At 70.2% G+C, this 19554-nt stretch carries 20 protein-coding genes and 2 pseudogenes; 5 read left to right on the forward strand and 17 right to left on the reverse strand.

Annotation, left to right across the window (positions count from 1 at the left end):
* The first annotated feature begins 10 nt into the window (after positions 1-10).
* Complete coding sequence (locus tag M1L60_RS21205) at positions 11-1093, forward strand: NAD(P)/FAD-dependent oxidoreductase (protein ID WP_253239199.1); 1083 nt, start codon at positions 11-13, stop codon at positions 1091-1093.
* Here M1L60_RS21205 and M1L60_RS21210 read toward each other — a convergent pair.
* Entirely contained in the window at positions 1081-1428 is a 348-nt protein-coding gene (locus M1L60_RS21210; RefSeq protein WP_308208519.1) for a YceI family protein, read from the reverse strand. The genes M1L60_RS21205 and M1L60_RS21210 overlap by 13 nt on opposite strands.
* A 24-nt stretch (positions 1429-1452) precedes the next feature.
* On the reverse strand, positions 1453-2682 hold the full coding sequence (locus M1L60_RS21215; RefSeq protein ID WP_253239201.1) for an RNA-guided endonuclease InsQ/TnpB family protein: 1230 nt from the start codon (positions 2680-2682) through the stop codon (positions 1453-1455).
* A 14-nt stretch (positions 2683-2696) separates the two neighbouring features.
* Between M1L60_RS21215 and tnpA the strand changes: the two are divergent.
* Positions 2697-2951 (forward strand): annotated as a pseudogene (gene tnpA, locus M1L60_RS21220) (IS200/IS605 family transposase); the annotation flags it as partial.
* A 111-nt stretch (positions 2952-3062) separates the two neighbouring features.
* On the opposite strand, the pseudogene M1L60_RS47895 reads toward tnpA, so the two are convergent.
* A pseudogene (locus M1L60_RS47895) lies at positions 3063-3662 on the reverse strand (helix-turn-helix transcriptional regulator); the annotation flags it as partial.
* Positions 3663-3684: 22 nt separating this feature from the next.
* On the opposite strand from M1L60_RS47895, the gene M1L60_RS21230 reads away from it, so the two are divergent.
* Positions 3685-3927 carry a hypothetical protein gene (locus tag M1L60_RS21230; protein WP_253239345.1) on the forward strand — a complete coding sequence of 81 codons (243 nt, stop codon included), beginning with the start codon at positions 3685-3687 and terminating at the stop codon, positions 3925-3927.
* A 284-nt stretch (positions 3928-4211) separates the two neighbouring features.
* Here the strand turns inward: M1L60_RS21230 and M1L60_RS21235 are convergent, their stop codons facing one another.
* Complete coding sequence (locus tag M1L60_RS21235; RefSeq protein ID WP_253239202.1) at positions 4212-4874, reverse strand: hypothetical protein; 663 nt, start codon at positions 4872-4874, stop codon at positions 4212-4214.
* Positions 4875-4891: 17 nt separating this feature from the next.
* Between M1L60_RS21235 and M1L60_RS21240 the strand changes: the two genes are divergently transcribed.
* Positions 4892-5068 carry a hypothetical protein gene (locus M1L60_RS21240; protein WP_221377799.1) on the forward strand — a complete coding sequence of 59 codons (177 nt, stop codon included), beginning with the start codon at positions 4892-4894 and terminating at the stop codon, positions 5066-5068.
* Here M1L60_RS21240 and M1L60_RS21245 read toward each other — a convergent pair.
* The 5 genes from M1L60_RS21245 to M1L60_RS21265 form a co-directional block, all read right to left on the reverse strand.
* Entirely contained in the window at positions 5042-6043 is a 1002-nt protein-coding gene (locus tag M1L60_RS21245; RefSeq protein WP_253239339.1) for an App1 family protein phosphatidate phosphatase, read from the reverse strand. The genes M1L60_RS21240 and M1L60_RS21245 overlap by 27 nt on opposite strands.
* A 147-nt stretch (positions 6044-6190) precedes the next feature.
* Entirely contained in the window at positions 6191-6919 is a 729-nt protein-coding gene (locus tag M1L60_RS21250; RefSeq protein ID WP_253239203.1) for a hypothetical protein, read from the reverse strand.
* Positions 6920-7005: 86 nt separating this feature from the next.
* Entirely contained in the window at positions 7006-7392 is a 387-nt protein-coding gene (locus M1L60_RS21255) for a hypothetical protein (RefSeq protein WP_253239204.1), read from the reverse strand.
* A gap of 120 nt (positions 7393-7512) precedes the next feature.
* Entirely contained in the window at positions 7513-7728 is a 216-nt protein-coding gene (locus M1L60_RS21260) for a hypothetical protein (protein WP_253239205.1), read from the reverse strand.
* Between the two features lie 54 nt (positions 7729-7782).
* Positions 7783-8613, reverse strand: coding sequence for a class I SAM-dependent methyltransferase (locus M1L60_RS21265; RefSeq protein ID WP_253239206.1), 831 nt, complete (start codon positions 8611-8613; stop codon positions 7783-7785).
* 99 nt (positions 8614-8712) lie between these two features.
* On the opposite strand from M1L60_RS21265, the gene M1L60_RS21270 reads away from it, so the two are divergent.
* Positions 8713-9951 (forward strand): ROK family protein, encoded by a 1239-nt coding sequence (locus M1L60_RS21270; protein WP_253239207.1) that lies wholly within the window; start codon positions 8713-8715, stop codon positions 9949-9951.
* A gap of 111 nt (positions 9952-10062) precedes the next feature.
* Here the strand turns inward: M1L60_RS21270 and M1L60_RS21275 are convergent, their stop codons facing one another.
* From M1L60_RS21275 to M1L60_RS21310, 8 genes are all read right to left on the reverse strand, one after another.
* Positions 10063-11451 carry a GH1 family beta-glucosidase gene (locus M1L60_RS21275; protein WP_253239208.1) on the reverse strand — a complete coding sequence of 463 codons (1389 nt, stop codon included), beginning with the start codon at positions 11449-11451 and terminating at the stop codon, positions 10063-10065.
* A 62-nt stretch (positions 11452-11513) separates the two neighbouring features.
* Positions 11514-12518 carry an ABC transporter ATP-binding protein gene (locus tag M1L60_RS21280; RefSeq protein WP_253239209.1) on the reverse strand — a complete coding sequence of 335 codons (1005 nt, stop codon included), beginning with the start codon at positions 12516-12518 and terminating at the stop codon, positions 11514-11516.
* Positions 12518-13588: an ABC transporter permease gene (locus M1L60_RS21285; RefSeq protein ID WP_253239210.1), complete on the reverse strand. Its 1071-nt coding sequence runs from the start codon at positions 13586-13588 to the stop codon at positions 12518-12520. Before M1L60_RS21285 ends, M1L60_RS21280 begins: the two co-directional genes overlap by 1 nt.
* Positions 13589-13591: 3 nt before the next feature.
* Positions 13592-14572 carry an ABC transporter permease gene (locus M1L60_RS21290; protein ID WP_253239211.1) on the reverse strand — a complete coding sequence of 327 codons (981 nt, stop codon included), beginning with the start codon at positions 14570-14572 and terminating at the stop codon, positions 13592-13594.
* Positions 14569-15684, reverse strand: a complete 1116-nt coding sequence (locus M1L60_RS21295) for an ABC transporter ATP-binding protein (protein WP_253239212.1) — start codon at positions 15682-15684, stop codon at positions 14569-14571. Before M1L60_RS21295 ends, M1L60_RS21290 begins: the two co-directional genes overlap by 4 nt.
* A gap of 71 nt (positions 15685-15755) precedes the next feature.
* On the reverse strand, positions 15756-17444 hold the full coding sequence (locus M1L60_RS21300; protein WP_253239213.1) for an ABC transporter substrate-binding protein: 1689 nt from the start codon (positions 17442-17444) through the stop codon (positions 15756-15758).
* 87 nt (positions 17445-17531) lie between these two features.
* The gene (locus M1L60_RS21305; protein WP_253239214.1) at positions 17532-18533 is read right to left on the reverse strand and encodes a LacI family DNA-binding transcriptional regulator; all 1002 of its coding nucleotides are present in this window, start codon (positions 18531-18533) and stop codon (positions 17532-17534) included.
* Between the two features lie 155 nt (positions 18534-18688).
* The gene (locus tag M1L60_RS21310; protein WP_253239215.1) at positions 18689-19537 is read right to left on the reverse strand and encodes an NAD-dependent protein deacetylase; all 849 of its coding nucleotides are present in this window, start codon (positions 19535-19537) and stop codon (positions 18689-18691) included.
* Between the last annotated feature and the right edge of the window lie 17 nt (positions 19538-19554).

The following is a 19554-nucleotide window of genomic DNA, read 5'->3' on the forward strand; positions in this document are numbered from 1 at the left end:
GGGTCGGGGCATGACGACAAAAGTGGTGGTTGTGGGTGGTGGCTACGGCGGCATCGTGGCGGCCCGCGGCCTGGACGACATCGCCGACGTGACCCTGGTCGAGCCGCGGGAGACGTTCCTGCATCACACGGCCCATCTGCGCGCGGTGGCCGATCCGGCCTGGGCCGAGAAGATCTTCATCCCGTACGACGGCCTGCTGAGCCGGGGCCGGGTCGTGCGCGACGCCGCGGCGCGGGTGGATCCGGGGCTGGTCGAGCTCGTGTCCGGCGCCCGGTTGGAGGCCGACTACGTGGTGCTGGCGACCGGCTCGGCCGGCCCGTTCCCGACCCGGCTCGAGGGCACCGGGCGCGACGCGGGCGCGCGACAGCTGCGCGACCTGCACGAGGCGCTCGGCCGGGCGTCGGCCGTGCTGCTGCTCGGGGCCGGGGCGATCGGCCTCGAGTTCGCCGGCGAGATCGCGGCGTTCTGGCCGGGCAAGCCGGTCACGCTGGTCGACCCGGCGCCCGAGCTCCTCAGCGGATTGTTCCCGGGCGAGGTGACGGCCGAGCTGGAACGTCAGCTGGCCGGTCTCGGGGTGCGGGTGTTGCTGGGTACCAAGGTCGACAGCCGGCCGGACACCCCGGCCGGCACGGTCAGCCCGTTCGAGGTCACCACCGCCGACGGCGACCGGATCGCGGCCGATCTGTGGTTCGCCTGCTACGGCGGCACAGTGCCGAGCAACTACCTCGGCGCCGGGCTGGCCGCGGCCCGGCAGCCCGGCGGCCGGCTGGCGGTGGACGAGCACCTGCGGGTGGCCGGGCACGACCGGGTCTTCGCCGTGGGTGACCTGAACGACACCCCGGAGCTGAAGACCGGCCGGGCCGCCGACCGTCAGGGCGAGGTGGTCGCGGGCAACATCCGGGCCCTGATCGGGGGCGGGCCGCTCACCGCGTACGAGCCGTTCCCGCCCGGGATGATCCTGTCGCTGGGCCCGCGCGGCGGTGTCGGCTACGCCCCCGAGTTCGGTCTCATGGGCGCCGAGGCCACCGCCGAGTTCAAGAGCGACTTCCTGCTCGACCACTTCCGGGCCAAGCTCGGCGCTCAGGCGGCGTAAAGGTCCAGCTCGATGCGGACCGGCCGGGCGATGACGGCCCGGCCGGTGGCGACGCCGGCCGCCACCCGGTAGACGACGGCCGAGGCGACGAAATGGCCGCCACCGGCCCGTTCGAGCGTCAGCGTCACATCGCTGTCGTGGCCGCGGACGCGCAGCACGCCGTCGAGCAGCCAGCCGGCGTCGGTGCGGCGGCAGCCGGTGCTGCGGAAAGCGATCGTCGGGTGCTGCCCGGCGTCGAGGAACTTGCGGCCGGTGATGTCCTTGTCGCGGCGCGCGTCGTCGCTGTGGAAGCTCGACGCGTCGAGCACGGCCGAGGTGCTGCTGGGTACTGAGATGCACCACTTGACATCCTCTCCGCCCTAAAGGACGGAGATTCCCTCCATGCTGCGCGTGGAACACGCGGCGTCCGGGTGGGTTCCCGCTTCGTTGCGCGCCGCCGGGACGAGTCCCGGTCTTACGTGCGCTCCACGGGCGTTGAAGTCCGCCTGCCCGGCGGCCTTGACGTTCTTCGCGGCGTTGACGTCCCGGTCGTGGGCTGCTCCGCAAGAGCAGTCCCACGCTCGGACGTTGAGCGCCATCTTCTCGTTGATCCGGCCACACGCCGAGCACATCCGGGTGGACGGGAAGAACCGGTCCACCCGGCCGAACGTGCGCCCGTAACGCTGAGCCTTGTACTCCAGCATGCCGGTGAAACTGGCCCACCCGGCGTCGTGCACGCTCTTGGCGAGCCGGGTCCGGCCGAGACCGGCCACGCACAGGTCCTCGACGTACACCGCTTGGTTCTCGCGGATGATCGTCGTGGACAGTTTGTGCTGCCAGTCGCGCCGGGTGTCGGCCACCCGGGCGTGCGCCCGGGCGACCTTCACGACGGCCTTCTTGCGGTTGGCCGAGCCCTTCTGCTTGCGGGAGAGGTCCTGTTGCAGCCGCTTTAACCTCCGCGCGGCCCGGCGCAGGAAATTCGGCGCGGCGACCTTCGTCCCGTCGGACATGACCGCGAAGTGGGTCAGGCCCAGGTCGATCCCGATCTCGGACTCGACCGGCGTCAACGCCTCGTCGGTCACCTGGACGACGAACGACGCGAAATACCGCCCGGCCGCATCCCGGATGATCGTCACGCTGGACGGGTCCGACGGCACCGTCCGCGACCAGCGCACCGGCAGGTCACCGATCTTCGGCAACCTGAGCCGGCCGTTGTCCAGCACGCGGAACCGGGAGTTCTTCGTGAACCGGATGGCCTGCCGGTTGTCCTTGCGCGACCGAAACCGAGGCGGGGCCAGCTTGCGGCCCTTGCGCTTGCCCGTGATCGAGGCGAAGAAGTTGCGGTACGCGGTGTTCAGGTCCGCGAGGGCCTGCTGCAACACCACCACCGACACCTCACCCAGCCACGCACGTTCCGGCGTGGCTTTGGCCTGCGTGATGATCCGCTTCGACAGCTCGGCGTCCGAGACGTACGGCAAACCCTGCTCGCGGGCCTCCTGCCGCAAGCGCAGCCCGTCGTTGAACACCACCCGCGCGCACCCGAACGCCCTCGCCAGCTCGATCTGCTGGCCAGGCGTCGGATAGACGCGGAACTGGTACCGCAGCTGCACGACAACCACCGTAACTGGTCGAGTTCAACGGCGAAACCAACCACGTGCATCTGCTCGTGCACTACCCGCCCAAGGTGGCCGTGGCCCGGCTGGTCAACTCCCTCAAGGGCGTATCCTCGCGCCGCCTGCGGCAGGAGTTCCCTGACCTCGTGCGGCACTACTACCGGGCCAACAAGCTGTGGTCGGGTTCGTACTTCGCGGGCTCCGTTGGCGGGGCGCCGCTGAGCGCCGTGAAGCAGTACATCGAGCAGCAGAACCGCCCGGTTTAAGGCACTGCTCGGGCCTTGGCGGCCCTCCCAGCGTGGGCCTTCACCCCCGGCCTGAAGGCCGCAGCACTGGCCCGCATTCCGGTAGCGCGGCCCGGTTGGCACGCCGAGCTTGCTCAGGATGTTGCGCACGTGCGTCTCGACGGTCCGTTCCGAGAGCACCAGCCGCTCGGCCAGGGCCCGGTTGGACAGTCCCCCGGCGACCAGTCCGGCGATCTCGCGCTCGCGGGCGGTGAGGTCGTCGCAGGCCAGCTCGGCGGCGGCCGCGACCACCACCGGCAGGTCAAGGCGGCGGCCCGTGGCCAGCGCGGCCCCGGCCAGCGACCGGCTGTGCCGCGGGTCGCTCGTGCGCAGGTGCCGGGCATACGCGATCCGGGCCCGGGCCAGATAGCCGGGCGCGCCGATCCGCTCCTCCATGGCCACCGCCGCGGCGAAGTGGACCGGAGCCTCCGGCCGGCCGAGTGCGGCCGCGATCGTCCCCAGCGACCGGTCAGCGGCGCCGTGGCAGCTCGACATTGAGTTCAGATAGAGCCCGGCCCGCGGCCGCACCCGGTCGTAACAGTCGGCGGCCAGGCCGAGATCGCCCACCGCGGCCGCCAGCTCGCCGGTCACCACGGTCACGAACGTCCGCCGCCCGTCGGCCGACAGCCCGGGCAGCACGCCTCGCAGCCTCCGGGCCGCGGCCCGGGCGCCCTCGTCGTCGCCGCGACCCATCGCGATCAGGCCGAGCTGGGCGATGACGAGCGCGGCCAGCCGGTTCGCCTCGGCGTCGTACCCGGCCAGGTCGCCCCGGGCCAGGCAGGCGTCCAGCCGCCAGGTGCGTCCCCACAGCTCGGCGTCGGGCTGCCCGCTCGGCCCGGCCAGCTCGCAGCTGCACCGGGCCAGCGCGAAGACCTCGTCCAGGTCGTCGACCGGGTCGATCGTCTCGTGCCGGGCGTGCACGGCCGCCACCAGCGCGTCCGGCCGGCCGGAGGCCTAGGCCAGGGCCATCGCCTCGCGGCTGATCCGGCCCGCGCGCTCGGGGTCGCGGTCCTCGGCCAGCAGGAACGCGTGATGCGCCAGCACCATCGCCCGCTCGCCGTCCCGGGCCCGCCCGAAACAGCTCGGAGCACGGCCACCGCGCCCGCACCCTGCTCGGCCGCCGCGCGCAGCCGGTCGAGGGCGACCACCTCGCCCACCCGGCCCAGCAACCGCACACCCATGCCGACCAACGTGGCCCCACGCGGCCCGGATGTCCACCTCTTTCACGACAGAGGCGGGCCCCTAGGTGGCCGGGACGTCCACCTCGATCTCGTCGGAAAGGGTGAACCCGTCGCACAGTTCGAGGTCGTCGCCGCTCCAGAAGCGGCCCGGGTCGTACCAGTTGGGCTGGCGGCCGCGCGGCAGCAGCCCCATGTCCTCATAGGTGACGGCCACGACCTCGGCGCAGTACGCCGTCTCGAGCGCGGCGTCCGTGGCCGGCCCTTTGCCGCCGCGGACCCGCCAGCGCGGCCGGATCTGGGGCACCCGGCCCCGTACCCAGCGCCAGGCCAGCTGGGCCGAGGACGGGAACGGCGTGCCGTCGAGCCGCGCCACCGTCTTCAGGGCTTTGTCTTCCATGGCCTGGTCGACGCCCGGTTCGAGCTGCCGCAGCCAGCCCCGCTGGCCGTAGCGGTGGGCCCATACGCTGACCGCGTCGCGCAGGTCGTGCAGCTGGACGCCGCGCTGGAACGTGCCGGACCACAGGTCGGGCAGCGACCGGCCCAGCTCGGCGTGCCACATGAGCGGCGGCATGTCCTCGACGACGATCGACATGCCGACGTGGTTGACCGGGCTGTTGGTCAGCGTCTGGATCGCCCGATCGGGGCCCGAGCGCCCGCGGAAGATCCAGATGTCGCCCGTCCGGGTCAGGTCGATGGCCTCATCGAGGCTTAAGGCGGCGTCCACGTGTCTATCCTCAAGCAATGCGTTGGTGGAAAGTAGTGGGATTGGCCGGGCTGGCCGGCGTCGCGGCGACCGGGGCCGTCGTGGCCCGGGCCGAACGGAAGCGCCGGCAGTACACCCCCGACGAGATCCGTGACCGGCTGCACCAGCGGGTCGCCGAGGCGGCCGAGTCAGACGACATCAGTATCGCGGAGTAGCGACCACAACCCGGCCCCGTCGGGCGCCGAGAACCAGGTCTTGCCCCCGGAGCCCACCGCTTCGGGATTTCCGGACGGCCCGGGGATGGCACCCGCCAGCACCGACTGGGTGGGAGACAGCTGCCGGATGGCCACGGCGGCCACATTGTCCGGGTGGGCGTGCGCGAACTCGGAGTAGATCTCCTGGTCGTGCTGCCCGTCGTCGCCGACCAGCAGCCAGCGGATCTTGGGGAACTCCCGGGAGAGCCGCTGCAGCGTGGTGCGCTTGTGTTCCTGGCCGCTGCGGAACCAGCGGTCGGGCGTGGGACCCCAGTCGGTGAGCAGCAGCGGGCCCGCCGGGTAGAGGTGGCGGGACAGGAAGCGGGTCAGCGTCGGGGCGACGTTCCAGGCGCCGGTCGACAGATAGAAGACCGGGGCGCCCGCGTTGGCCGTGACCAGCCGCTCGTACAGCACCGCCATGCCGGGCACGGCCATGCGCGCGTGCTCGTCGAGGACGAACGTGTTCCAGGCCGCGAGCAGCGGACGCGGCAGGGCGGTGACCATGACCGTGTCGTCGATGTCGCTGATCAGGCCGAACCGGGCCTCGGGATCGACGACCCGGATCGGCGCCTCGGCCGGGGCCGCGCCCTCGGTGAACAGCCGTACGCTGCCCCAGCCCGGCTCGAGGTCGCCCTTGACCCGGGTGTCGACGTAGCCGCTGCGGTCGGTGCGGGTCTCGGTGATGCTGTCACCGATCTGGATCTTCACCACGGCGTTGTTGACCGGCGAACTGGTGAAGCTGCGCCAGCCGCGCACCTTTTCCAGCCGTTTCAGGGTGGGCCGGCCACGGGTCAGCACGACCCGCGCCATCACCCGGGCCCAGCCCGGTGCGCCGTAGCCCGTGTACGCGGTGATCACCGGCCGCCAGCCGCGGCTGCGCAGTCGTCGCTCGACGATCTCGTGGAGGGCATCCTCCACCCGCGCGGCCCGGTGCATCCGAACCACGGCCGCCTGCCCGCCCGTCGGAGTTGATGCCACGCTCTGGCCCCCTGCTTCCCTGGTCTCGGCGGTCGTCCTGCCCGGTTACCGTACCCGGACAGTCTGACAACCGCGTGGGAACGGGATCTGCTCCAAAGACGACCGTCAGGCGACAGCTTTGGCCATGGCCGGCATCTCGGCCGTCGCCCACTGGTCGGCGAACCACTGGTCGTCGGCCACCACGCGCCCGGCCACCCCGGCCCGGACCAGCGCCGCGGCGGCCTCGGCGCGCAGGCTGCGCAGGGCCTCGGCGGCCAGCTCGGACTCGTGCCAGGCGGCCTGCTCGAGCTTCTGCGCGTCCTCGTACTGCGACAGGCGGTGGACCCGGACGGCGTTGTGCAGCAGGCCTTCCAGCACCACCGGGTGCAGCCGCGGGTTCCAGCCCCGGTGCGCGAGCACGTCGTTGAGCTGCTCGATCGAGATCTCGCGGCGGCGGCAGGCGGCGGTGGCCGCGCTGTGCAGCCAGCGCTCGCGCACCGCGTTCTCGCCCGGCTTGCGGCGGCGGCTCATCAGCGGGTACGCGGCGGCCCGGGCACTCTCGCGGGCCTGCCGGTCGGCCTCGTCGTAGGCCGCCCAGGCCGCGTCGACCCTCTCCTGGGCCGTGGCCCATTCGGCCCGCAGCCGGGTGGCGGTGGTCGCGGCGCGTTCGGCCGCGACGGCGACCTCGCCCGCGAACCGCAGGGCGTCGGCCTGGGGGCCGGTCAGCGGCGGGGCCGGCGCCTTGGTCGGCACGGACACGAGCGCCCCGGCCACGGCCACCACGAGCAGGATCACGACCCACAACGCGGCGGCGTAGGGAAGGGAGACGAAGAAGCTTTGCACGGCGGATTCCATCGCAACCTCACACGCTGTCTACCCGGATGGTGCGGAGAAGCGGCTCGCTGTCAGCCGCGGACAAATGCGGGGGTGTCAGGTGAAGATCAAAGACGAGGCGGACCACGTACGGCGTAAGTGCGCCCGAAGAGGCCGGAGAGCACGATCAGCACGGTCAACGCTGTTGCCGCGGCCGCTGCCGGAACCATCGGCGCTGCCGCGATCACGATCGCTCCGACCGCCACCGGCGCGGCCGGAACGCTCACCGGCTCGGCCGGGGCTGGAGAGTCGGCCGCAACGGGGACGGCAGGCGCAACTGGGACAACGGGTGCCACCGCGACGGCGGACACGGCCGGGGCGGGGGCCGCGGTCGCGAGGTGGCCCGGGGCGAGCTGGGCCGCGAAGGCCAGCGCGAGCATGGCCAGCCCGGTGAGAAAGCGCAGCAAGCGATGCCCGTCCCAGTCCCGGGGGAGCACTCGCGCCACTGCCGTCACACCACTCAACTTACCGTTTCCGCCCGATACGCGCAGGACCTCAAAGAAGTACGGCTGTTCCCGCACGAATCCCCCGGACAGGCGAAAGGCGCCGCAAGCGGCGCCTTTCGTGGGACTGACCTACTTGCTGGGTTCTGGTACGTCCAGGTCGCACGAGACCTTCGGGTTGACGCCGGCCCAGTTGAGCGGGCCGGCGATCGTCGTGACGGCGATCGTGCTGAACTCGGCACAGCTGGTGTCGCTGGTGTCGCTGAAGTAGCCACGCTCGTAGGCGGCCACGCCACCGAGCACGAGCCAAATGATCAAAAGCAGCCCGCCGATCGAGCCTGCGCGCATTGGGGGCCTCCTATGTCGTGGGGATGCCCACCGATACCCAGATTCGTTCAGCCGCTAAACGAGCGGTTTCACTGCCTGCAACGTGTAGGTGTGCGGCAGCCGCTCGGGCCGGTCGGCGAGCTGGTACTCGCCGTTACCGGTGTCGCGCATCTGGCCGCCTTCGAGGGCCTCCCACGGCACAGTGGTGTGCTCGACCAGACCGGTCACGGTCAACCCCGCTTCGAGCACGGCCGTCACGACCTCGCCCAGGCCGTGATTCCATTCGGCCGTACGGTTGTGGGCGAATTCCACATCGGTCTCGACGTACGTGCCGCCCTCGTCCCAGATCAGCGGCTCGGCCTGCTCGAAGTACGGGTACTCGAGGGCGATCACCCCGTCGGTGCGGTCGTAGTCGAGCGACCACAGCACCGGGTGCCCCTCGCGGATGAAGAGCCGGCCACCCGGGTTCAGCAGGTCGGCCACCGTACGGGCCCAGCGCTTGACGTCGGGCAGCCAGCAGAGCGCGCCGATCCCCGTGTAGACCAGGTCGTACGTCTCCCCCAGCGCATCGACCGCGCTGTACACGTCCGACTGCACGAACCGGACATCGGTCTTGGTCCGTTCGGCCAGCAGCCGGGCCTGTTCGAGCGACTTGGGCGAGAAGTCGAGGCCGGTCATCGTGGCCCCGAGCCGGGACAGCGACACCGTGTCGGTGCCGATATGACACTGCAGGTGCACGCCGCGCAGGCCGGCGATGTCGCCGAGCAGAGGCAGGTCGAACCGGACGACCTCGCTCAGGTGCGCGGGGTCGGCGGCGAGGCGCTCGACGGGGTAGCCGGGCGAAGCGGCGTGGGCCGCCGCGCGGTCGTCCCAGTTGGCGCGGTTGAGGTCGAGATAGTCGGTCACTCGGGCACGATATGCGGCCGGGTACACCGTCGGCTTTCGAATTTCGGCTGAACTGGCGTTAGATGGCAGTCCGGCAGTCGAGACGGCGGGGGTGCGGGGTTGGAGACCAGGCGTACGACGGTGCGTGATGTGCGCCGGGCGAACCGGTCCAGCCTGCTCACCGACCTGTTCCACGGCGGATTGCAGAGCCGCCAGCAGCTGGCCGCGAGCACAGCGCTGAGCCAGGCCAGTGTCAGCAATCTGATCGGCGAGATGATCGAGGAAGGCCTGGTCGAGGAGGCCGGCCTGGTCGGCTCGGACGGCGGCCGCCCGCGGGTGCTGCTACGGGTCCGGCCCGGCTTCCGCTACGTGGTCGGCGCCGACGTCGGCGAGACCCGGGTGCTGGTCGAGCTGTACGACCTCGAGATGACCCGGCTGGCCGCGGTGACGCTGGAGCACGGCGAGGGGCCCGAGCAGGTCGCCAACCAGGTGCTGAGCGGCCTGCGGACGGTGCTCGACGAGGCCGGCGTGGCGCCGCGCGACGTGCTCGGCTTCGGGGTCGGCGTGCCCGGTGTGGTCGGCTCGGACGGCGTGGTCGACTCGCAGTCGACGGGCTGGGACGCGGTGCCGCTGGGCGAGATGCTGCGGGCCGGCACCGAGGTGCCGATCTTCGTCGAGAACGGGGCCAAGACCCACGGCCAGGCCGAGATGTGGTTCGGCGCCGGGCGCGGGGCCCGCCACGTGGTGGTGGTCATGACCGGGCTCGGGGTGGGCGCGGCCGTCGTGATGGACGGGCGCAGCTACTACCGCGGGGCCAACAGCAACGCCGGCGAGTGGGGACACACCACGCTCGTCTACGACGGTGACGAATGCCGGTGCGGGGCGCGGGGCTGCCTGGAGGCGTACATCGGGTCGGACCGGATCACCCGGCGGCTGGCCGAGGCGACCGGGGAGGCGTACTCGAAGGAACTGCTGCCCCGCATGCTGGCGATGCCCGATCTGCCGCGCGCCGCGGTCGAGGTGTTCGAGCAGACAGCCGGGTATCTGGGCGCCGGGCTGGCCGACCTGATCAACCTGTTCAGCCCGGAACGGATCGTGCTCGGCGGGGTCACGGGCTCGGCGTTCGGCACGCGGTTCCTGCCCGAGATCCGGGCGGCCGCGGCTCGGCACGCGCTGCGACGGCCGTACGCGCAAACTTCGATCACGATCTGCGAGCTGGGGATCGACGCGGTGGCGATGGGCGCGGCGACCCTGCCGATCGCGCAACTGCTGGCCGAGGGCGGCCTGCCCGACCAGACCGAACAGGTGCTGGCCTTCACCCCGCGTCAGCGCCGCCCCGGGGAACGGGCAAGACGCTGAGCCGAAACGTCAGCGCCGCGCTCCTCAGAAAGAACGGGCAAGACGCTGAGCCGAAACGTCAGCGCCGCGCTCCTCAGAAAGAACGGGCGCGGCGCTGACATTCGGCGTGCTTCAGCCGCGCAGGGCGGCGATCGAGTCGCGGAACCAGAGCGCGCTCTGCTTGGGCGTGCGCTCCTGCGTCTCGTAGTCGACGTGCACGATGCCGAACCGCTTGGCGTAGCCCTCGGCCCACTCGAAGTTGTCGAGCAGTGACCACGCGAAGTAGCCGCGCACGTCGGCGCCCTGCTCCCGGGCCGCGGCCACGGCCGCGATGTGCGAGGCCAGATATTCCGTACGGTCGTCGTCGGCCACGTAGCCGGCCGCGTCCGGCTGGTCGTCGAAGGCGGCGCCGTTCTCGGTGATCACCATCGGCAGACCCGGGTAGTCACGGTGCAGGCGCGTCAGCAACTGGGTGAAGCGCTCCGGCGTGATCGGCCACCCCATCGCCGTACGGGCCGTGCCCGGAAGCACCGAGCGGACCACCGGCTCGCCGTCCGCCTCGTGGGTGCGACCCTGCTCGTCGGTGCCGGCGAAGTCCTGCCCGTAGTAGAAGTTGACGCCGAGCGTGTCGAACGGGGTCGAGATGATCTCGAGGTCGCCGTCCTGCACGGGCAGCGCCGAGCCGCGGGCGGCCAGGTCGGCGACGACGTCGGCCGGGTAGGCGCCCTTGCGCAGCGGGTCGAGGTAGAGCCGCAGTCCCATGCCGTCGGCCCGGCGGGCGGCATCCCGGTCGAGCTCGGTGTCGCCGTACGGGTCGGCCGTGCCCATGTTGAGCGTGATGCCGTACGAGTGGGGCCGGGTCTCGGCGGCCCGCATGCGCTGGGTGGCCAGGCCGTGCCCGAGCAGCAGGTGGTGGGTGGCGGCCAGCGAGGCGTCGAAGTCCTTGCGGCCGGGCGCGTGCACGCCGATGTTGTAGCCGAGCCAGGCCGAGCACCACGGCTCGTTCAGCGTGGTGAACGTGTCGACGCGGTCCTGCAATTTGTCGAAGACCAGCATCGCGTAGTCGGCGAACCGGTAGGCGGTGTCGCGGTTGGGCCAGCCGCCCGCGTCCTCGAGTTCCTGCGGCAGGTCCCAGTGGTACAGCGTGACCCAGGGGGCGATGCCGTTCTCGAGCAGTTCGTCCACGAGCCGCTCGTAGAAGGCCAGACCGGCCGGGTTGACCGGACCGCGACCGCCGGGCTGCACCCGCGGCCAGGCCACCGAGAACCGGTAGCTGTCGACGCCGAGGCTCTTCATCAGCGCGACGTCCTGCGGCATCCGGTGGTAGTGGTCGCACGCGACATCGCCGTTGTCACCGTTGACGACCGCACCGGGAACGCGGGCGAAAGTGTCCCAGATGGACGGTGTCCGGCCGTCTTCGGCGGCCGCGCCCTCGATCTGGTACGACGCCGTCGCCACGCCCCACAGGAATTGCGCGGGGAGTCCGGTGGCGAGCGGGACTGAGGTGGTGGTGGGGTTCATTCCGCTCCATTGGGGATAAGGGAGGGGCCGGCCCGTAGCGAAGAACGGACCGGCCCCCGTTTTCATCCGACGGGTTGCTCCGTGGGATGCAGCCAGCACGCGACGGAACGTGCGGCTCCGTCCGGGGTGCCGGGGCGGCCGAGCACCGGGATGTGCGTCGAGCACGGCTCGAACGCCTTGGGGCACCGGGGGTGGAACGAGCAACCGCTGGGCATGCCGGCCAGGTCGGGGGGTGACCCGGGGATGCCGGCCAGCTCGCGGCGCGGCCCGCGCAGGGCGGGGAACGAGCTCAGCAGACCCTTCGAGTACGGGTGCAGGGCGTCGCGGTAGATCGTGCCGGCCGGCGCCTCCTCGACGATCCGGCCGCCGTACATGATGGCGATCCGGTTCGAGAACTCGACCAGCAGCGACAGGTCGTGCGTGATGAAGATGACCGAGAAGCCGAGCCGCTCGCGCAGCTCGATCAGCTGGCCCAGGATCTGCCGCTGCATGACCACGTCGAGGGCGGTGGTCGGCTCGTCCATGATGACGACCTGCGGCTGCAGGATCAGCGCCATGCCGATCATGACGCGCTGCCGCATGCCGCCCGAGAGCTGGTGCGGGTACGCGTCCATCCGGTCGGGCGAGATGCCGACCAGCTTGAGCATCTCGCGGGCCCGGGCGTTGCGGCTGTGCTCGCTCATCTTGGGGTCGTGGGCCTTGAGCACGTCGGTCAGCTGGGTCGAGATCTTGTGCACGGGGTTGAGCGAGTTCATCGCGCCCTGGAACACGATCGCCGTCTCGGCCCACCGGAACGCGCGCAAGGCCTTGTCCGAGAGGCCCAGAACGTCGTACGGGTCGCTCTTCTCGGGGTGGTAGATGACCTCGCCGCCGGTGATGACCCCCGGCGGGGCGAGCAGCCGGGTCAGCCCGTAGGCCAGGGTCGACTTGCCCGAGCCGCTCTCGCCGGCCAGGCCGAGCACCTCGCCCTTGTGCAGGGTCAGGTTGACGTCGCGGACCGCGCGCACAGCCTTGTCGCCCAGGCCGTACTCGACGTTGAGATTGCGAATCTCGAGGACGGGTTCCATTACTTGGCCGCCTCTCGGGCCACAGGTGTCATGGCGTCAGGATGTATCTGTGCTCGCGTGTGCGGCTCGGCCGAGTTGGACAGCACCGGGGTGAAGCCGATCCGCATCCGTACGGTGCCGCCGGAGGCCGTCTTGAGCTTGGTCTTGCCCGCGCTGCGCAGGCGAGGGCTGACGAACTCGTCGATCGCGAAGTTGATCAGCGAGAGCGCCGTGCCCAGGAACGCAATGGCCAGACCGGCCGGCACGAACCACCACCACGCGCCCTGGGCCAGGGCCTGCTGCCCCTGGGCCCAGAACAGGATCGTGCCCCAGTTCCAGCCGGCGGCCGAGACGATGCCGATGAAGGCCAGGGTGATCAGCGACAGCACGGCGAAGATGACCGTGCCGATGAATCCGGAGGCGATGACCGCGGTCAGGTTGGGCAGCAGCTCGAAGCCGACGATGCGCCAGGTCTTCTCGCCGGTGGCCCGGGCCGCCTCGATGTAGTCGCGCCGGCGCAGCGACAGCGTCTGCGCCCGCAGCACCCGGGCGTTCCACGACCACGAGGTGAGGCCGATGATCAGGGCGATCAGCAGGTTGCTGGCGCTGTCCAGGATCGACGTGATGATGATCATCAACGGGATGGCCGGGATGACCAGGAACACGTTGGACAGCGCGGACAGCGTGTCGTCGGTCTTGCCGCCGAGGTAGCCGGCGGTGATGCCGATGATCACCGACAGCACGGTGGCGATGGCGCCGGCCAGGAAGCCGACGAACACGACCGGGCGGGTGCCGTCGAGCACCTGGCTGAACACGTCCTGGCCCAGGTGGGTGGTGCCGAACCAGTGGTCGGCCGACGGCGGCTGGATCAGGTCGTTGCTGCGCGCGTCCGGGTCGTACGGCGTGATCCACGGCCCGATGATCGCGAACAGCACGTAGAAACCCAGGATTACCAGGCCGAAGGACGCCTTCTTGTTCTTCAGGAACAGGAAGCGCTGGCGCTTGGCCCGCCCCGGCTTGGCGCTCTCGGGTGCGGCCATCGCCCCCTGTCCGGGAATGACCTGGGCGGTGCTCGAGGTGGGGATCGTCATCGCTCAGCCCTCCTTACGGGTGCGCGGGTCGAGGAGCAGGTAGGCCAGATCGGCCAGCAGGTTGGCCACCAGCACCGCGATCGTGATGACCAGGAAGATGCCCTGCATCAGCGGATAGTCCTTGGCCCCGAGCGCCTGCAGCAGGATGAACCCCACACCCGGGTACGAGAACACGATCTCGACCAGCAGTGTGCCGCCGACGATGAAACCGAGCGACAGCGCGAACCCGGAGATGTTGGGCAGCAACGCGTTGCGGGCGGCGTAGCTGACCGCAACCCGGCGCTCGGAAAGCCCCTTGGCGTGCGCGACGGTGATGTAGTCCTCGGACGACACCGTCACCATCATGTTGCGCATGCTCAGGATCCAGCCGCTGACCGACGAGATCAGGATCGTCAGCGCGGGCAGCAGGCTGTGCTGCAGGGCGCTGGGGATGAAGTACTGGTCCCAGGCCGGCACCAGCGCCGAGTCGAAGCCGCCGGACGACGGGAAGAAGCTGTCCGGGCCGGTCAGCAGGTAGATCGCGATGATGCCGAGCCAGAAGTACGGCACCGACGAGAAGAACGTGGTGACCGGCAGCAGGCCGTCGGTCCACGACCCGCGGCGCCAGCCGGCGAAGACGCCCAGGCCGGTGCCGATCAGGAAGCTGATCACGGTGGTGATACCGACCAGCAGGACCGTCCACGGCAGCGCGTCACTGATGATCTGCGAGACCGGCGACGGGAAGAACGTGAAGGACAGGCCCAGGTCGCCCCGGAACAGCTGCTGCCAGTAGTCGATGTACTGGGCCCACAGACCCTTGTCGTCGTCCAGGCCGAACAGCACGTAGAGCGAATTGATGGCCTCGGTGCTGAGCTGGCCACGGAACTTGGCGATCAGCGACTGCACCGGGTCACCGGGCACCAGCCGCGGGATGAAGAAGTTCAGGGTGATCGCGGCCCACAAGGTGAACAGGTAGAACGCGATGCGTTGCAGGAAATACTTCATTTCGCGGCCTCTTTCACGGTGGCCTCGTCGTACAGCCAGCACGCGGCCCAGTGGCCGGGCTTGTCGCCGATCTCCAGGCGGATCGGCAGGTCGACGCTGCAGCGCGACATGGCCATCGGGCAGCGCGGGTGGAAGCGGCAGCCGGACGGCGGGCGGATCAGGCTCGGCGGCTCGCCGTTGCCCCGGTCTTCCTCGGCCGCGTCGACGTCGCCGGCCAGCCGGTCGGGGTCGGGCGCGGAGTCGATCAGCAGCCGGGTGTACGGGTGGGCCGGGGTCTGGGTGACGGTCTCGCTGTCGCCGCCCTCGACCATCCGGCCGGCGTACATCACCAGGGTCTCGTCGGCGAAGTAGCGGGCCGAGGCGATGTCGTGGGTGATGTAGAGGATCGCCAGGTTGAGGCGCTCCTTGAGATCGCGCAGCAGGTTGAGCACGCCGAGGCGGATCGAGACGTCCAGCATGGACACCGGCTCGTCGGCCAGCAGGGCCTCGGGCTGGGCGCCCAGGGCGCGGGCGATGGCCACGCGCTGACGCTGGCCGCCGGAGAGCTCGTGCGGGAACTTGTCCAGGTAACGTTCGGGCGGGGTCAGGCTGACCCGGGTCAGCAGCTCGTTGAGCGCGTTCTCGAGGTCGGCCTCGCTCTTGCCCGCGTTGTGGTGGATCTTCAGCGCGCGGGTGAGGTGGTAGCGGATCGTGTGCACCGGGTTCAGCGACGCGAAGGGATCCTGGAAGATCATTTGGACCCGGGCCGCGTACGACCGGAAGGCCTTTCCGCCCTTGACCTTGGTCGTCTCGCCGTGCAGCTGGATGTCGCCGTCGGTCCGCGGGTACAGCTGGGCGAGCAGCCGGGCCACTGTGCTCTTGCCGGAGCCGGACTCGCCGACCAGCGCGACCACCCGGCCGCGGCGCAGGGTGAGGTGCACGTCGTCGACGGCGTGCACGGCCGTCCGTTCCCGGGAGAGCAGCTGGCGCAGTCCCCGGCGTACGGGAAAGTGCTTGGTCAGGCCGATCGCCTCGAGCACCACCTCGCCGACTGTGCCAACCCCGATGCCTGGTCCTCCGGACGGCACGGAGAACCCGGGTGAGTTGGAGGCCTTCACGTCCTGAGTGGTCATGCCGGTTTCCTTCATTTCAACGGCGGGAGGCCGCCCCCACCCGGCGGCACGGGTGGGGGCGGCGACCACGATCAGGAGTTGGCGGGCTTCAGCTTGCCGATGATGAGCGACACGTACGGCTGGGTCGGCTGCGCGCCCGAGTACGGGTCGGCGTCCGTCGGCCATCCGGTCCAGTTCTTGTCGCTGTAGGCCGCACCGACGTTGTCGGCGCCGACCGGGAACATCGGGGCCTGCTCGACGAAGACCTTCTGGATCTGGTTCATCGCCGTGGTGCGGGCCTCGTCGCTGGTCGCGTTCTTGTACGCGGTCAGCGCGGCGGTCGCCTCCGGGCTCTTGAAGCGGCCGAAGTTGCCCTGCTGAGCGGCGGTGCCGATCGGCTTGAGGAGGTCGCCGTCCATGACGGTCTGGTAGATGTCGTACGGCGTGGCGCCACCGTTCGTCCAGCGCATCGAGGCCTCGAAGGCGCCCGTCTGCACGTTCTTGTCCCAGACGTCCTGGTTGGGCTTCTCGACCGTGGCCGCGATGCCGATCTCGGCGAAGTTGCTCTTGATGATCTCGAGCGAGGTCTGGTAGTCCGACCACGGCGCGGGGTCGCTGAGCTTGATCTTCACCGGCTTGCCCGACGGGTCGCTGAGGACCTTGCCGTTGAGCTTGTAGCCGGCGCCGGCCAGCAGCGCCTTGGCGCCCTCGATGTCGTTCGAGAACTCCTTGCCCTTGTACTCCGGCGCGATGAACGCGTCACCGGCGCCCGGCGGCAGGCCGGTCACACTCTTGATCTCCGGGTGGAAGTACGAGGCCTCGGCCTGGGTGAAGATGTCGGCCCGGTTGATCACCATGTTCATGGCCTGACGCAGCTTCACGTCGTCGAACGGCTTGATCGTGGTGTTGATGTAGAGGCCGTGGATGCCGAGCACGCCGGGCGCCCACACCTTGTGGTGCTCCGGGTCCTTGTCGATGAACGTCGCCTTCGGGTTGGGCAGGAAGACGAACGACCACTCGGCGTCACCGTTGGCGAGCGCGGTGCCCTGGGCGTTGTTGTCGGCGTAGGAGACGTACCGCAGCTCCTTGACCTGCGGCACCGTGCCCCAGTAGCCCTCGGTGCGCACGGACAGCGTGACGCCGGCCTGGGTGAAGGACTTCAGCGTGTACGGGCCCGAGCCGACCGGGGTCTTGTTGACGTCCGTGGCCGGGTCGGCGATCTTCTCCCAGATGTGCTTGGGCACGATCGGGGTGCTCGCCATGATCTTGTTCTGGTTGACGAACTGCGGCGACTTGAAGGTCACCTTGACCACGTTGCCCGCGACCGTGATCTGGTCGAACGGGATGGCGTTCTGGTTGAGCGCCTCGTTGCTCTTGAGCAGGTTGAACGTGTACGCCACGTCCTCGGCGGTCAGCTTCTGGCCGTCCGACCAGGTGGCGTTGTCGCGCACGGTGACCTCGGCCGACTTGTAGTCGTCGGCCCACTTGACCCCGCTGGCCAGCCACGGGATGGCCGGCTCGGCCGGACGCACCGGGTTCCACTGGGTCAGCGGCTCGTAGATCATCCACTTGTAGCCCAGAGCGTTGGCCGAGGAGGTGCCGGCGAACGGGTTGTGGTTCTCGGTCTGCGTGCCGTTGGGCATGCCGATCTTGAGGAAGTCGACCGACGACTTGTTCGCGTTGTTGGCGTTGTCGGCGTTCGGCGAGTCGCCGCACGCGGCCAGGCCACCGGTGGCGAGCACGCTCGCCACGGCGACCGCGAACAGTTTCCTTCTCTGCATCGCGAAAATCTCCTCTTTCACATGAGGGCGTGAGTTATCGCGGCGCCGGCCCTCTTGGTGGGCCGGCCCCGTGGGTGAGCTGCGTGGTCAGGCCACTGTGGAAGGTCGGACGGTGAAGGTGGTGGGGATGATGGTGGGACGGACGGGCAGGGGTGTGCCCTCGAAGTGGGCGAGCAGCGTACGAGCCGCGGCCTCACCCATCTCGCGCAACGGTTGGTGCACGGTCGTCAGCGGCGGCTGGGTGTGCGCCGCGGTCGGTATGTCGTCGAAGCCGACCACCGCCACGTCCTGCGGGACGCGGCGGCCCGCGTCGAGCAGCGCCTGCATGGCGCCGATGGCGGCAAGGTCGTTGTGGGCGAAGACGGAGTCGAACTCCACCCCGGCCGCGATCGCGGTCTGCACGGCCTCGGCCCCGAGAGCGACAGTGAAGTCGCCCAGGGCCAGCCGGTCGGTGGCGATCGGGTGGCCGGCCTCGGCGAAGACCGAGGCGAAGCCGGCGTGGCGTTGCTGGGTGCAGCCGAACTTCTCGGGTCCCGAGATCACCAGAGGCTTCGTACGCCCGATCTCGAGCAGGTGCCGGGCGGCCGAGCCGGCGCCGTCGTGCTGGGTCGTGCCGACGCTCGGGATCTCGCCCGAGGTCTGGTCGCGGTCGTCGATCAGCACCACCGGCAGGCCCCGGCGGTGCAGGGTGGCGATGTAGTCGAGGGTCCCCTCGGGCTCGATGACCAGCAGGCCGTCGAACGACTTGGCGGACACCTGGGCGCCGAACTGGCGCATCGACTCCTCGCCGCGGTTGCAGGTGAACAGCAGCAGGCCGTAGCGCTCGGTCTCGAGCACGTCGACCGCGCCCTGGATGACGTCGCCGATCCACGGCCAGGTGAGCGAGGGCACCAGCATGCCGACGACCCGGGTGCGGCCGCGGGCCAGCCCGACGGCCCGGGAACTCGGCACGTAACCCAGTTCGTCGATCACCGCACGGACCCGCGCGGCGGTCGACTCGTCCAGCTCACCCTTGCCGTTGAGCACCCGGGACACGGTCGTCTTGCTGACCTTGGCCCGAGCCGCCACATCGGCGATGGTGATTGGCACTGGTCCTCCTGACGTGTCACCGCTTCGTGTCAGCCGGATTTCGGAACCGGTTTCGGAAGCGGTTTCGGCAGTTAACGCCAGTGAGGCCGGTCACGTCAACGGGCCGACTCTATTTTTAGGTTTCGTTACGATAAACGGCGGGTATAGACGCCGGACTAAATGCGGACGGGTCCGGACGAAACCTTGGCCAGGTGAGGCAGAACGATGCCCAATGGGGCATCGATGTGGAGACCCGCGTACGGCTCGCCCCGCGTCACGCCCCGGTTGACGATCGCGACCCGGATGCCGTCCTTGACCGCCCGCAGAACGAAGCGGCGACCGGACATTACGGTCAGCGAAGAACCGAGAACCAGCAGCGTACGGGCGTTGCCGACCAGCGCGAAGCTGCGGGCCACCCGCTCCGGGGGCACCGTCTCGCCGAAGTAGACGACGTCCGGCTTGAGCATGCCGCCGCAGCTCAGACAATCGACCACCGTGAACTGGTCGAGGTCGGTGTCGTCGAGCTCGGCGTCACCGTCGGCGTTGATCGCGACCGCGGCCGCGTCGAAGGCGGGATTGGCCTCGTCGAGCCGGGCCGCCAGCGCCTCGCGGGCTGTGAGATCCCCACAATCCAGGCAGATGATGCGGGCCAGGTTGCCGTGCAGCTCGACGACGTCGCCGGCCCCGGCCGCCTGGTGCAGGCCGTCGACGTTCTGGGTGATGATGCCGTTGATCGCGCCGCGATCCTGCAGGGCGGCGACGGCCCGGTGGCCGTCGTTGGGGTGGGCCTCGCCGATCGTGCGCCAGCCCAGGTGCGACCGCGCCCAGTAGCGACGGCGGGCGATCGGGTCACGGGTGAACGCCTGATAGGTCATGGGCGTGCTGCGGCGGGCCGACCCGGACGGGCCGCGATAATCCGGAATGCCGGAGTCGGTGGAAAGGCCCGCGCCGCTCAGAACCACCACGTCACCGTCGGCGATCCACGCGCCGAGCTCGGCCACCTGCTCCACAACCTGTAGGTCCACCTCACCATGGTCCCTCG

The organism is Paractinoplanes aksuensis (assembly GCF_024137025.1).
GTDB classification, from domain to species: domain Bacteria; phylum Actinomycetota; class Actinomycetes; order Mycobacteriales; family Micromonosporaceae; genus Actinoplanes; species Actinoplanes aksuensis.